Consider the following 12,630-nt stretch of genomic DNA (forward strand, 5'->3'; position numbering starts at 1 on the left):
GCGCACGGCGTACGCGCCGCCGCGGCCCTCACGGCCCACTCCGGCCTTGACGCAGGTTGCGTCAGGCCCCGGGTCTGCCGCGACCCTCGAGGCCGCCGGGCCCCCGGGTCTGCCTCTGCCCTCAGCCGGGCCCCCGGGTCTGCCTCTGCCCTCGGGTCCGCCTTGTCCCTACCAGCCTGCCCCGTCTCACCGGCCCGCGCCCGCCCCGTCACCGGCCCACCCCGTCACCGGCCCGGCCCGGCCCGCGCCCGCCCCGTCACCGGCCCGGCCCGAGGCAACGTGGTTGTGGCCCTGGCGATCGGCCCGCCCGTGTCGCTCGAGCAGAGAGGTCCCACCCCGCAGCGGCCGAGCGTCGTCCCTGGTCTCGTTCCTCGGGCTCCGCCCGGACCCCCACGGGCGGGGACGCGGGGACGTTCTCGCGCCGGTCGCACACCGCCCTGGAGGTGCGGTGCCGAGTCGGACCGTCCAGCGCTACGGTCGTCTCATGAGGATCCAAGCCGTGGTCTGGGACATCGACGACACCCTCTTCGACTACACCACGGCGGACCGCGCCGGGCTGTGGGCCCATCTTTCCGCGGTGGGCCTGCCCCACGCCTACCCCTCCCCGGAGCAGGCCCTGGACCGTTGGCGGGAGGTGAGCGACCAGCAGTGGGCCCGGTTCGCCGCGGGGGAGACCACCTTCGAGGAACAGCGCCGGGAGCGCGTAAGGGTCTTCCTCGGCGAGGAGTTGAGCGACGCCGAGGCCGACGCATGGTTCCACCGCTACGTCGGACACTACGAAGCGGCCTGGGCGCTCTTCCCCGACGTGCTGCCCGTGCTCGACCTCCTCGCCGTCGGCTACCGGCACGCGATCCTGTCCAACTCCAGCCTCAGCAACCAGGATCGCAAGCTGCGCATCCTAGGAGTGCGCGACCGTTTCGAGTCGGTGCTGTGCGCCGCCGAACTCGGCGTCTCCAAGCCGGCGGCGGAGGCCTTCCACGCGGCCTGCGACGCGCTCGGCCTCGCCCCGCACCAGGTCGCCTATGTCGGCGACCACCCAGAGATCGACGGCCGTGGCGCCGCCGACGCCGGAATGTTCGCGGTCTGGATCGACCGCTCGTCCGTGACCGCCGTCACCGGCGGCCCCGCCGTGCCCGAGAACGAGCCGGCCGGAGCGGGCCCGACCCTGCCCGTCGACCTGCGTCGCATCGCCTCCCTCGCCGAACTCCCCGCGCTCCTCGGCCCGGATACCCGTTTTGGAGCGCCGTCCACCTTCGGGTAATGTTCTTCCTGCGCCGCCGGAGAGCGGGCCGAAAGGCCGGAACCCCGAGGCGCAAGCTAAAACAAAGCCCTCGCAGGGGGTTGCGTTTCAGTGGCCTATGGTGTAATTGGCAGCACGACTGATTCTGGTTCAGTTAGTCTTGGTTCGAGTCCAGGTAGGCCAGCTCGCAGAGCTCATCTGCGCCCGTGGAGATCGACTCCACAAAGCCCCCGTTGTGTAGCGGCCTAGCACGCCGCCCTCTCAAGGCGGTAGCGCCGGTTCGAATCCGGTCGGGGGTACAGATCCTTCCCGCGAGGAGAGTCCGGGTCGCACCCCCTCCCCTTGATGCAGGATCGCTAGGGCCCCCGTTGTGTAGCGGCCTAGCACGCCGCCCTCTCAAGGCGGTAGCGCCGGTTCGAATCCGGTCGGGGGTACAAACTGGTCTAAACCACATTGGTCTATGGTGTAATTGGCAGCACGACTGATTCTGGTTCAGTTAGTCTAGGTTCGAGTCCTGGTAGACCAGCTCGGATCTGCGGAAACGCAAGATCCTCGCCCCCGTTGTGTAGCGGCCTAGCACGCCGCCCTCTCAAGGCGGTAGCGCCGGTTCGAATCCGGTCGGGGGTACTCGATCCGAAGGGGCCTTCCGTACGCGGGAGGCCCCTTCCGCATGCTCGGACACCGTGGACGCGTCGGCGACGGGACGCGTCGGGACAATCGACTTGGACTCAGGCGGTCAGCGGCACGGCGTGGATCTCGTCCGCCGGGTGGCCGCTGCGCTCGTGGATACGCTGCACCGCCTCCGCCGACGGGGCCTCCGACAGGCAGTACACGACCCCGGACTCCGGGTCCGCCCAGGCCTGCTTGAAGTGGACACTCTCCTCTCTCTCGATGGCGAGGTCCGCACGGTGGGCAGCCCGCAGTTGCTCGCCCGTGATCCCCTTCATCCCGTGATGGACGTCCATGAACTCGGCCATGATCACACACCTCCTGGGGGCACTACTTCCATGCTGCACCCGCCGTCACAGGCGCCGCATCCGGCGCGGAGGCACACCTCAAGGGCTTTGCAGCAGCGGCGTTGATCCGTCACCCGAGGACGGTCGGTGAGCCCAGGATGGTCAGTCACCCGTGCACGGTCGGTCGCCCGAAGACGGTCGGCTCCCAACCGCGGTCGGCCCGTGGCGGCCGACCCGGAGGGTCAGCCCGAGCGCCGCAGCGCCTCGGACAACCGCGCCGCCGCGTCGATCACGGCCTGTGCGTGCATCCGGCCCGGGTGCCGGGTCAGCCGCTCGATCGGTCCGGAGACCGAGACGGCGGCCACCACGCGGTTCGACGGTCCGCGCACAGGCGCCGAGACCGACGCGACCCCCGGCTCCCGCTCGCCGATCGACTGGGCCCAGCCCCGGCGTCGTACCCCGGACAGGGCCGTCGCCGTGAAACGCGCGCCCTGCAGTCCCCGGTGCAGCCGCTCCGGCTCCTCCCAGGCCATCAGGATCTGGGCCGACGAGCCCGCCTTCATCGTCAACGTCGAGCCGACGGGCACCGTGTCCCGAAGGCCGGACAGCCGCTCCGCCGCGGCCACGCAGATGCGCATGTCCCCCTGGCGACGGTAGAGCTGTGCGCTCTCGCCCGTGACGTCCCGCAGATGCGTCAGCACCGGGCCGGCCGTGGCGAGCAGCCGGTCCTCGCCCGCCGCCGCGGCCAGCTCGGCCAGCCGGGGACCCAGAATGAAACGGCCCTGCATGTCCCGCGCCACCATGCGGTGGTGTTCCAGTGCCACGGCCAGTCGATGAGCCGTGGGTCGTGCGAGTCCCGTGGCCGCGACCAGCCCCGCGAGGGTGGCCGGACCGGACTCCAGGGCGCTGAGGACAAGGGCCGCCTTGTCCAGAACGCCCACGCCGCTAGAGTTGTCCATGAAACGATACTCGCGTCTCACTCTGTGAAACGCAAGTTCAATTTCCCGGCGGACTTGCCACCCTGTACGTATCAACGGCCCGATGGACCGACGGGTCCGGCGGACGCCGTCCAGTACTGGGGTACGGACGACGACGTCTACATCTCTAGTTGGGCCGGGCGACCACAGCCGGCCGAAGGGAAAGCGATGGGTAGGACACTCGCGGAGAAGGTCTGGGACGACCATGTCGTCCGGCGCGCCGAGGGCGAGCCCGACCTCCTCTTCATCGATCTGCACCTGCTGCACGAGGTGACCAGCCCCCAGGCCTTCGACGGCCTCCGCAAGAGCGGCCGCACCGTGCGGCGCCTCGACCTCACCATCGCGACCGAGGACCACAACACCCCGACCCTCGACATCGACAAGCCGATCGCCGACCCGGTCTCCCGTGCCCAGCTGGAGACCCTGCGCAAGAACTGCGCGGAGTTCGGCGTACGGCTGCACCCGCTCGGCGATGTCGAGCAGGGCGTCGTCCACGTGGTGGGACCGCAGCTGGGCCTGACCCAGCCCGGCACCACCGTGGTCTGCGGTGACTCCCACACCTCCACGCACGGCGCCTTCGGCGCGCTCGCCTTCGGTATCGGCACCTCCCAGGTCGAGCACGTGCTGGCCACCCAGACGCTGCCGCTGGCCCGCCCGAAGACCATGGCGATCACGGTCGACGGCGAGCTGCCCGAGGGCGTCACGGCCAAGGACCTGATCCTGGCGATCATCGCCAAGATCGGCACCGGCGGTGGCCAGGGCTACATCCTGGAATACCGCGGCTCGGCCATCGAGAAGCTCTCGATGGAGGCCCGGATGACCATCTGCAACATGTCGATCGAGGCCGGCGCACGCGCGGGCATGATCGCCCCCGACGAGACCACCTTCGCCTACCTCAAGGGCCGCCCGCACGCCCCCGAGGGCGAGGACTGGGACGCCGCCGTCGCCTACTGGAAGACGCTGAAGACCGACGACGACGCGGAGTTCGACGCCGAGGTCCGCATCGACGCCGCCTCACTGTCCCCGTTCGTCACCTGGGGCACCAACCCCGGCCAGGGTGCGCCGCTTTCGGCGTCCGTCCCCGACCCGGCTTCGTACGAGGACGCTTCGGAGCGACTGGCCGCCGAAAAGGCCCTGGAATACATGGGGTTGACCGCGGGACAGCCGCTGCGCGAGATCAAGGTCGACACCGTCTTCGTAGGTTCCTGCACCAACGGCCGCATCGAGGACCTGCGCGCCGCCGCGGAGATCCTCAAAGAACGCAAAGTCGCCGACGGCGTACGGATGCTGGTCGTCCCCGGCTCCGCGCGCGTGGGTCTGCAGGCCGTCTCCGAGGGCCTGGACGTGGTCTTCAAGGACGCCGGCGCCGAATGGCGGCACGCGGGCTGCTCGATGTGTCTGGGCATGAACCCCGACCAGCTGGCCCCGGGCGAGCGTTCCGCCTCCACCTCCAACCGCAACTTCGAGGGCAGGCAGGGCAAGGGCGGCCGTACGCACCTGGTCTCCCCGCAGGTCGCCGCCGCCACCGCCGTACTCGGCCACCTGGCCTCCCCGGCCGACCTGTCCGACGCCGACACCCGCACGCCCGCTGGAGTCTGAACAGCCATGGAAGCATTCACCACGCACACCGGCCGGGCCGTTCCGCTGCGCCGCAGCAATGTGGACACCGACCAGATCATCCCCGCGCACTGGCTCAAGAAGGTGACCCGGGACGGCTTCGAGGACGGGCTGTTCGAGGCCTGGCGCAAGGACTCGTCCTTCATCCTCAACCAGCCGGAGCGGGAGGGCGCCACCGTCCTGGTCGCCGGCCCCGACTTCGGCACCGGCTCCTCCCGCGAGCACGCCGTGTGGGCGCTGCAGAACTACGGCTTCAAGACCGTGATCTCCTCCCGCTTCGCCGACATCTTCCGCGGCAACTCGCTGAAGAACGGTCTGCTCACGGTCGTTCTGGAGCAGAAGATCGTGGACGCGCTCTGGGAGCTCACCGAGAAGGACCCCGAGGCCGAGATCACGGTCGACCTCCAGGCCCGCGAGGTGCGCGCCGAGGGCATCACCGCCTCCTTCGAGCTGGACGAGAACTCCCGCTGGCGGCTGCTGAACGGCCTGGACGACATCTCGATCACGCTGCGGAACGAGGCGGACATCGCGGCGTACGAGGCGGGCCGCCCCTCGTACAAGCCGCGGACCCTCCCCGTCTGAGACGTTCGACGCGAGAGCCTTCACGGGCCGCCCGCGCCAGTCTGAATCCAGCCATAGCAACACCCCTCTGTACCCCCAATCGTGGACGGTTGGGGGTACAGCCGTGTCTGCCCCCGGCCGGGCCCGGAGCAACCCCGAAACGCATGCCAACTTGCCTAGTTACAAAGGGCTTTGCCTGGGTACCCGGACCTCGGTGCCGCGCTCGGCGGAAGTGCCGGAGAGGCCTCTGGGAGACGGCAGTTGTCCCCTGGGCAGGCGACAACTCGCCCCAGATGGCACAATCTGTGCATGGACAACGACGGCCAACTCAAGCTCTATACGGCGGTCGCGGCCCAACTCAAGGAAGCGCACTCAAGGGTGCGCGCACTGCAAGTCCCGGAGGGCGTACGGATGGCGCTGACCCGGAAGCTGCTGGTCATTACGGCCGCGGCCAAGCACGATCTCGCCGATGCGACAAGGCGTCTGGAGAGCTTCATGAAGGACCTCGACGAGGGGCGAATCCCCGAAGAGGGCCTCTGAGGAACTCCGTGACCGTCCGAGTCGGATGCGGCACAAGGGTGATTAGCCCGTTTCGTGTTTGATTTGCGGTATATATCTGCCTAACGTGCGAAAACGCTTGAACACTTTCGTTCCGGCAATGTCTCCGAAGGGGAAGACGTGAACAAGGCGCAGCTCGTAGAAGCGATTGCCGACAAGGTCGGCGGGCGTCAGCAGGCCGCCGACGCGGTCGACGCCGTACTGGATGCGATCGTCCGTGCAACTGTGGCGGGGGAGCGGGTCTCGGTCACCGGATTCGGTTCCTTCGAGAAGGTCGACCGCCCCGCCCGTTACGCCCGCAACCCGCAGACCGGCGAGCGGGTCCGGGTGAAGAAGACCTCTGTTCCGCGCTTCCGTGCGGGCCAGGGCTTCAAGGACCTGGTGAGCGGCACGAAGAAACTCCCGCGCGGAGGCGAGGTCGCCGTGAAGAAGGCGCCCAAGGGCAGCCTGACCGGCGGTGCAGCGGCCACGGTCAAGAAGGCCGCGGCGAAGAAGGCCACCGCCAAGACCACCACGGCGCGCAAGACCGCTGCCACGAAGAAGGCCGCGGCGAAGAAGACCACCCCCGCCGCGCAGAAGACGACGGCCAAGAAGGCCGCCGCCAAGCAGACTCAGGCGAAGAAGACCACGGCCAAGAAGACGACGGCCAAGAAGGCCGCCGCCAAGAAGGCGCCGGCCAAGAAGGCCCCGGCCAAGAAGGCCCCGGCCAGGAAATCGACGGCGCGCAAGACCACCGCCAAGAAGACGACCACCGCCCGTTCGTGACAAGGGCGCTGGGCACTCACGCACTGGGCCGGGCTCCCACGGGAGCCCGGCCCGCGGCGTTGTCCGGTGCGTGATCCCCTCAGAACGTATACAGCGTCACCAGCGTGACGCGTCGCGCCTCACCTTCACCCGCGACCTCGATACGCACCCGCTGTCCCGGCCGCAACATCCGCAACCCACCCGCGTCGAACGCGGCCCCGTCGAACGCCAGCGGTGTTCCGTCGTCGAGCAACACCTGCCCGCTACGGGTCTCGGGTTCGTATGTGTACGCGGTCGCCTGCATGGGGGAAGCGTACTAAGCCCCTCGGACGGGCCGGTGGCTGCGCCCCTTCAGGGGCCGGGGAACTACGCGATAAACCAGTGGCGGCCCGCAGTGTGGGGAATCGGGGACGCGGGGCAGCGCCCCGTCGGGGCGAGAGAAACCACGCCCGGCCCGCAGCAGACGGAAAACCGGGGCCGGGGCACCACCCAGGACGGCTGACCAGCGCAGCGCCGCCGCTCAGCGGAGCGCCATCCGTGCCGCCACCGCGGCCGTCCGCGGCCCCACTCCCAGTGCGAGCGCAGCCCGCAGATCGTTCCCGGTATCCACGTCCTGGCGGACCGAATCCACCGACGGCACGGCGAGTTCCACCGCCCCCGACGCCCGGTGCCGCGCCCGTGAATCCGTGCCGAAGGCGGGCAGCAATTGCCGCCCGGGCGCACAGGTCAGCAGCGTCGTACCGATTCCCGCCGCGTCCGGGAGGAAAGCGCGCGGGAATTCGGCGGCGGCGTCGAGAACCCGCGCCAATTCCATGGGGCGCAACGCCGGCAGATCGGCGTTCAGGGCGGCCACGGCGGACTCCGGGCGGGGAACGCGCACAACGGCCGCGGCATGCGTCAGCGCGGCGTTCATGCCCCCGCCGGGCTCGTCGGCGACGATATGCGCGCCCAGCGCGGCCAGCTCACGGCCCGCCAGCGTGTCACCCGTGACGACCGCCACATCCCGCACCGCCGGGCAGTCCACCGCCGCGGCCACGGTGTCCTGTGCGAACGCCAGCGCCAGGCCGGGCCGCAGCGCGTCCGCGGCGGTGTCCGAGAGTCGGCTCTTGGCGCGTGCCAAGGCCTTCAGGGGTATCACCAGAGTCCACTGCACCTGTGCTCCCGCCCTCCGCCTCCGGGCCCTTCCACCCGCCCGCGTAGGCCCCATTGTCACCTGCCCGCACACGCGGCAGGCGGGCGCGCCGCACCGCGGGCGTACGGTGTTCTCGACAGACGCGCGGCCTGGAGCCACACTTGTCCGGCCCGCAGGCCCCACCGGCCCCCAGGCCCCAACGGAAGGTGTCCGAGTGTCCCGCCGCAGAATCGGCTTCTGGTATCGCTTCGCAGCGGTCCTGTGCAAACCGCCTCTGGTGGTTCTGGTCAAGCGGGACTGGCGCGGAATGGAGAACATTCCGAGGGACGGCGGTTTTATCACCGCGGTCAACCACAATTCTCATGTGGACCCGTTCGCGTATGCCCACTATCAGTACAACACCGGCCGAGTTCCACGTTTCCTCGCCAAGAGCGGCCTTTTCAAGAAGGGATTCATCGGCGCCGCGATGCGCGGTACCGGACAGATCCCCGTCTACCGCGAGAGCACCGACGCGCTCAGCGCCTTCCGGGCCGCCGTCGACGCGGTGGAGCGCGGCGAGTGCGTGGTGTTCTATCCCGAGGGCACCATCACCCGCGACCCCAACCAGTGGCCGATGACCGGCAAGACCGGCGCCGCCCGGGTCGCCCTGCAGACCAAGTGCCCGGTCGTCCCCGTGGCCCAGTGGGGCGCCAACCTGCTGCTGCCGCCGTACGCCAAGAAGCTCAACGTCTTCCCGCGCAAGACACACCACGTGCTGGCGGGCCCACCGGTCGACCTGTCGCGCTTCTACGACAAGGAAATGACTCCGGAGGTCCTGAAGGAGGCGACCGAGGTCATCATGGCCGCGATCACCGCGCAGCTCGAGGTGATCCGCGGCGAGAAGGCGCCCGAGGTGCCCTTCGACCCGCGTCAGGTGCGCTTGGAGCAGCGCCGCAGGACCGAGGCCCAGACGCAGGAGCGGGCCGAGGAGCAGAAGGGGCACAGCAAGTGACGTCATCCGGCGAGCCCGTCAGGGCGGCCGTCTTCGGGACCGGATCGTGGGGCACGGCCTTCGGCATGGTGCTCGCCGACGCGGGGTGCGAAGTCACCCTGTGGGCGCGGCGCCCGGAGGTCGCCGAGGCGGTCAACTCGACCCGCACCAACCCGGACTACCTCCCGGGCATCGAACTGCCCGCGAACATGCGGGCCACGACCGACCCCGCCGAAGCGGCGGCCGGCGCCGAGTTCACGGTGCTCACCGTTCCCTCGCAGACCCTGCGCGCCAACCTCGCCGACTGGACCCCGCTGCTGCACCGGGGCACCGTCCTCGTGTCGCTGATGAAGGGCGTCGAACTCGGTTCCGCGATGCGGATGAGCGAGGTCATCGAGGACGTCGCCAAGGTGGGGCCCGAGCGCGTCGCCGTCGTCACCGGGCCCAATCTCGCCCGGGAGATCGCCGCCCGCATGCCGGCCGCCGCGGTGGTCGCCGCCACCTCCGAAGAGGTCGCCCGGCGCCTGCAGGCCGCCTGCCACACCCCGTACTTCCGCCCGTACACCAATCCCGACGTCGTGGGCTGCGAACTCGGCGGAGCCGTCAAGAACGTCATCGGGCTCGCCGTAGGCATCGCGGACGGCATGGGCCTCGGCGACAACGCCAAGGGCTCGCTCATCACCCGCGGACTCGCCGAGACGACCCGGCTCGGTCTCGCCATGGGCGCCGACCCGCTGACCTTCTCCGGTCTCGCCGGCCTGGGCGACCTGGTGGCCACCTGCTCCTCGCCGCTCTCGCGCAACCACACCTTCGGCACCAACCTCGGCAAGGGCATGACCCTGGAGGAGACCATCGCGGTCACCAAGCAGACCGCGGAGGGCGTCAAGTCCTGTGAGTCGGTGCTCGATCTGGCCCGTCGGCACGGCGTCGACATGCCGATCACCGAGACCGTCGTGGGCATCGTCCACGACGGCAAGCCGCCGGTGGTCGCGCTCAAGGAGCTGATGTCGCGCAGCGCCAAGCCCGAACGACGCTGAGCGATCACGGCCCGGAAAACCGGCTGCCGAGCCGGGTAACCAGCCCGTGCCGCCGCTGACTCAGGACCTACCAGCAGGTACTCTCAACGCGATATGAGCGCTGAGAACCTGCCCCAGAGCCCCGAGCCGCAGCCCCGGAAACCGCGTGTGGCCGTCGTCTTCGGCGGCCGCAGCTCCGAACACGGGATCTCCATCGTCACCGCCGGAGCGGTCCTGCGCGCCATCGACCGGACGAAGTACGACGTGCTGCCCATCGGCATCACCCGTGACGGCCGTTGGGCGCTCACCGCGGACGACCCGGAGCGGATGGCGATCCTCGACCGGCAGCAACCGAGCGTGGAACAGCTCGCCGAGTCCGGCGAGGGCGGCGTGGTCCTCCCGGTCGACCCGGCCAACCGTGAAGTCGTCTACAGCGAGCCGGGATCGGTCCCCAAGGCCCTCGGCGAGGTCGACGTCGTCTTCCCGATGCTGCACGGCCCGTACGGCGAGGACGGCACCCTCCAGGGCCTGCTGGAGCTCTCCGGGATCCCGTACGTCGGCTCGGGCGTGCTCTCGTCCGCGGTCGGCCAGGACAAGGAGTACATGAAGCGGGTCTTCATCTCCTTCGGGCTGCCCGTCGGCCCGTATCTGGTGATCCGGCCCCGCGAGTGGGAGCGCGACGAGTCCGCCGTACGCGGCAGGATCGCCGACTTCGCCGGGGAGCACGGCTGGCCGCTGTTCATCAAGCCCGCGCGCGCGGGCTCCTCGATCGGCATCACCAAGGTCGACTCCTTCGAGGGGCTCGACGAGGCGATCGCGCAGGCGCGGCACCACGACCCGAAGATCCTCGTGGAGGCGGCGGTGCGCGGCCGTGAGATCGAGTGCGGGGTGCTGGAGTTCGAGGACGGCCCGCGGGCCTCGGTCCCCGCGGAGATCCCGGCGGTGCAGTCCCACGAGTTCTACGACTTCGAGGCCAAGTACATCGACGCAGCGCCCGGGGTGGTGCCCGCGCCGCTCACCGACGAGCAGACCGCCGAGGTGCGGCGCCTGGCGATCGAGGCCTTCGAGGCTGCGTCCTGCGAGGGCCTCGTACGCGCGGACTTCTTCCTCACCGAGGACGGCGAGTTCGTGATCAACGAGATCAACACCATGCCCGGCTTCACGCCGATCTCCATGTACCCGCGGATGTGGCAGGAGACCGGGGTCAGCTACCCGGAGTTGGTGGACCGCCTGATCCAGGCGGCCCTGCGCCGCTCCACCGGCCTGCGCTGAGCGCCCCGTCAGGGGAGCGGAAACCGAGGAGTTAGCGACGGCCGGCCCGCACCCGTGCGGCCGGCCTGCGAGGGCGAGAACGGACGCGGCGCCGCGGGGGCTCGACGGAGCCGTCCAGTGCCTGGGGGCGGGGCCCGGATGCCGGGCCCGGCCCGGAACTCCACCGCCGAGCCCGGCCCGAAGAGTGAGGCTCGGAGAGTGGGGCCCGAGAGTGGTGCCGCGCCCGGAGGTGGGGCCCGGAGAGTGGGGCCCGCGGCTCGCGGGCGCCGCAGCCGCGGATGTGGGAGTCGGGGCGTCGGCCTCAGCGGCACGGAGAACCGCGTAACCGGCCTCAGGCGGCCCGCATTCGTGCGGCGGTGCCGCGGAGGGCGGGCCGGGCACGGCGAGGGCTCGACGGCGCCGTCGGCGTCGCTGGAGCGCCGCAGTCCCCGGGAGCGGGAGTTCGGGAGAGCCGGACCCAGGGTGGCGGAGTGTCGGAGCCGGAGTCAGTGTGTCGGTGTCAGGTCGCCTGGGGGCGCCGCGGTCCCCGGGGTGCGGGAGTTCGGGGGGCGTCGGCCCAGGGATCGGAGCCGGAGTCAGGGCGTCGGCGTCAGGTCGCCCGGAACCTCGCAGTTCCGGAGTTCGGGGGCGCCGGACCCGAGTGTGGCGGAGTGTCACCGCCGGAGTCAGGGCGTCGGTGTCAGCGGTGGGCAGGCGGCCTGGTGTGCGCAGCCCGGTCCGCGTCGTCCGTCAGGCGGCCCGCGAGCACGCACGGGACGCAGGGGCCAGGGCGCAACAGTACAACCGTGGAACGGTGCACCCCTAGTCCGCGATGCCTTCCGGTATCGCGGACGCGATCGGCTTCGCGAATCCCGTCAGCGGGCCCGCCCCGTCGCCCGCCCGCTCCTTCGGCAGTGTGACCTCGACATAGGCACGCCGCAGCGTGGTGGTGAAGCGGACCGAACCGTCGTCCCGCTTGTCCACCAGCCAGCCCACGCCGTCCACCGTGGCACCGAGCGCGTCGGCCGTGTTCAGCTCCGCAGGCCGGGGTACACCGCAGCGCAGTATGATCGCCGGGCTCCCCCAGCCCGCGGTCAGCGGGGAAGGGGGCTCGGGATCATTTCGTTCCAGACCGTCGACCTTCTGCGGCAGCACCTTGTCGAGGTTCCGGCACAGCTCGGCGACCTTCGCCTCGGGGGAGGGAATCGGTGCCGTGGCGCTGTCCTCCGTTGAGGAACAGGCCGTGATCGACAACAGCAGGGCAAACGCGGGCAGGCCGAAGGGCCGGTGACGGGAGAACTTCACCGGCCAAGGGTAGACGGGGGCTAGAGGTGCACGACCGGGCAGGTCAGGGTGCGCGTGATGCCGTCCACTTGCTGGACCTTGGCGACCACCATGCGGCCGAGTTCATCGACCGTGTCGGCCTGGGCGCGCACGATCACGTCGTACGGTCCGGTCACGTCCTCGGCCTGGAGCACTCCAGGGATCTTGCTGATTGTGTCGGCGACGGTCGACGCTTTGCCGACTTCCGTCTGGATCAGGATGTACGCCTGTACCACGGAACCTCCAGGGCGGCCACGAGGATCATGTGGGGAGAAGGGACGCCAC

14 protein-coding genes and 5 tRNA genes are annotated in these 12,630 nt (G+C 70.2%); 13 read left to right on the top strand and 6 right to left on the bottom strand.

Annotated features, from left to right (window positions below):
- Window positions 1-484: 484 nt before the first annotated feature.
- The 6 genes from EF387_RS36500 (at window position 485) to EF387_RS36525 (ending at window position 1,867) form a co-directional block, all read left to right on the top strand.
- Complete coding sequence (locus tag EF387_RS36500) at window positions 485-1,261, top strand: HAD family hydrolase (protein WP_128380908.1); 777 nt, start codon at window positions 485-487, stop codon at window positions 1,259-1,261.
- A gap of 91 nt (window positions 1,262-1,352) precedes the next feature.
- Window positions 1,353-1,424: transfer RNA gene (locus EF387_RS36505), tRNA-Gln, on the top strand.
- Between the two features lie 42 nt (window positions 1,425-1,466).
- A tRNA-Glu gene (locus tag EF387_RS36510) sits at window positions 1,467-1,539 on the top strand.
- A 62-nt stretch (window positions 1,540-1,601) separates the two neighbouring features.
- Window positions 1,602-1,674: transfer RNA gene (locus tag EF387_RS36515), tRNA-Glu, on the top strand.
- Between the two features lie 20 nt (window positions 1,675-1,694).
- A tRNA-Gln gene (locus EF387_RS36520) sits at window positions 1,695-1,766 on the top strand.
- Between the two features lie 28 nt (window positions 1,767-1,794).
- Window positions 1,795-1,867 (top strand) — tRNA-Glu (locus tag EF387_RS36525).
- A 101-nt stretch (window positions 1,868-1,968) separates the two neighbouring features.
- Here EF387_RS36525 and EF387_RS36530 read toward each other — a convergent pair.
- Window positions 1,969-2,217: an SCO4226 family nickel-binding protein gene (locus EF387_RS36530; protein WP_128380909.1), complete on the bottom strand. Its 249-nt coding sequence runs from the start codon at window positions 2,215-2,217 to the stop codon at window positions 1,969-1,971.
- A gap of 221 nt (window positions 2,218-2,438) precedes the next feature.
- On the bottom strand, window positions 2,439-3,155 hold the full coding sequence (gene ndgR, locus EF387_RS36535; protein ID WP_026278050.1) for an IclR family transcriptional regulator NdgR: 717 nt from the start codon (window positions 3,153-3,155) through the stop codon (window positions 2,439-2,441).
- Between the two features lie 186 nt (window positions 3,156-3,341).
- On the opposite strand from ndgR, the gene leuC reads away from it, so the two are divergent.
- From leuC to EF387_RS36555, 4 genes are all read left to right on the top strand, one after another.
- Window positions 3,342-4,772: a 3-isopropylmalate dehydratase large subunit gene (gene leuC / locus EF387_RS36540; RefSeq protein WP_128380910.1), complete on the top strand. Its 1,431-nt coding sequence runs from the start codon at window positions 3,342-3,344 to the stop codon at window positions 4,770-4,772.
- Between the two features lie 6 nt (window positions 4,773-4,778).
- Window positions 4,779-5,372 (top strand): 3-isopropylmalate dehydratase small subunit, encoded by a 594-nt coding sequence (leuD, locus tag EF387_RS36545; protein ID WP_128380911.1) that lies wholly within the window; start codon window positions 4,779-4,781, stop codon window positions 5,370-5,372.
- 288 nt (window positions 5,373-5,660) lie between these two features.
- A complete protein-coding gene (locus tag EF387_RS36550) occupies window positions 5,661-5,891 on the top strand; it encodes an SCO5555 family protein (RefSeq protein WP_128380912.1) in 231 nt (76 codons plus the stop codon).
- A gap of 138 nt (window positions 5,892-6,029) precedes the next feature.
- Window positions 6,030-6,674 (top strand): HU family DNA-binding protein, encoded by a 645-nt coding sequence (locus tag EF387_RS36555; RefSeq protein ID WP_128380913.1) that lies wholly within the window; start codon window positions 6,030-6,032, stop codon window positions 6,672-6,674.
- A gap of 79 nt (window positions 6,675-6,753) precedes the next feature.
- Here EF387_RS36555 and EF387_RS36560 read toward each other — a convergent pair whose 3' ends face one another.
- Window positions 6,754-6,957: a hypothetical protein gene (locus tag EF387_RS36560; RefSeq protein WP_128380914.1), complete on the bottom strand. Its 204-nt coding sequence runs from the start codon at window positions 6,955-6,957 to the stop codon at window positions 6,754-6,756.
- Window positions 6,958-7,173: 216 nt separating this feature from the next.
- A complete protein-coding gene (gene cofC, locus EF387_RS36565; protein ID WP_128380915.1) occupies window positions 7,174-7,806 on the bottom strand; it encodes a 2-phospho-L-lactate guanylyltransferase in 633 nt (210 codons plus the stop codon).
- 193 nt (window positions 7,807-7,999) lie between these two features.
- Here cofC and EF387_RS36570 point away from each other — a divergent pair, with 193 nt between their 5' ends.
- The 3 genes from EF387_RS36570 (at window position 8,000) to EF387_RS36580 (ending at window position 11,043) form a co-directional block, all read left to right on the top strand.
- On the top strand, window positions 8,000-8,776 hold the full coding sequence (locus tag EF387_RS36570) for a lysophospholipid acyltransferase family protein (RefSeq protein WP_128380916.1): 777 nt from the start codon (window positions 8,000-8,002) through the stop codon (window positions 8,774-8,776).
- On the top strand, window positions 8,773-9,792 hold the full coding sequence (locus tag EF387_RS36575) for an NAD(P)H-dependent glycerol-3-phosphate dehydrogenase (protein ID WP_128380917.1): 1,020 nt from the start codon (window positions 8,773-8,775) through the stop codon (window positions 9,790-9,792). The genes EF387_RS36570 and EF387_RS36575 overlap by 4 nt, the downstream gene beginning before the upstream one ends.
- 93 nt (window positions 9,793-9,885) lie before the next feature.
- On the top strand, window positions 9,886-11,043 hold the full coding sequence (locus EF387_RS36580) for a D-alanine--D-alanine ligase family protein (RefSeq protein WP_128380918.1): 1,158 nt from the start codon (window positions 9,886-9,888) through the stop codon (window positions 11,041-11,043).
- Between the two features lie 801 nt (window positions 11,044-11,844).
- On the opposite strand, the gene EF387_RS36585 is transcribed toward EF387_RS36580, so the two are convergent.
- Entirely contained in the window at window positions 11,845-12,327 is a 483-nt protein-coding gene (locus tag EF387_RS36585) for a DUF3515 domain-containing protein (protein ID WP_128380919.1), read from the bottom strand.
- Between the two features lie 20 nt (window positions 12,328-12,347).
- The gene (locus EF387_RS36590; RefSeq protein ID WP_015036438.1) at window positions 12,348-12,581 is read right to left on the bottom strand and encodes an Lrp/AsnC family transcriptional regulator; all 234 of its coding nucleotides are present in this window, start codon (window positions 12,579-12,581) and stop codon (window positions 12,348-12,350) included.
- Window positions 12,582-12,630 lie beyond the last annotated feature (49 nt).

Origin of the sequence: Streptomyces cavernae (assembly GCF_004023625.1) — a bacterium.
GTDB lineage: Bacteria > Actinomycetota > Actinomycetes > Streptomycetales > Streptomycetaceae > Streptomyces > Streptomyces cavernae.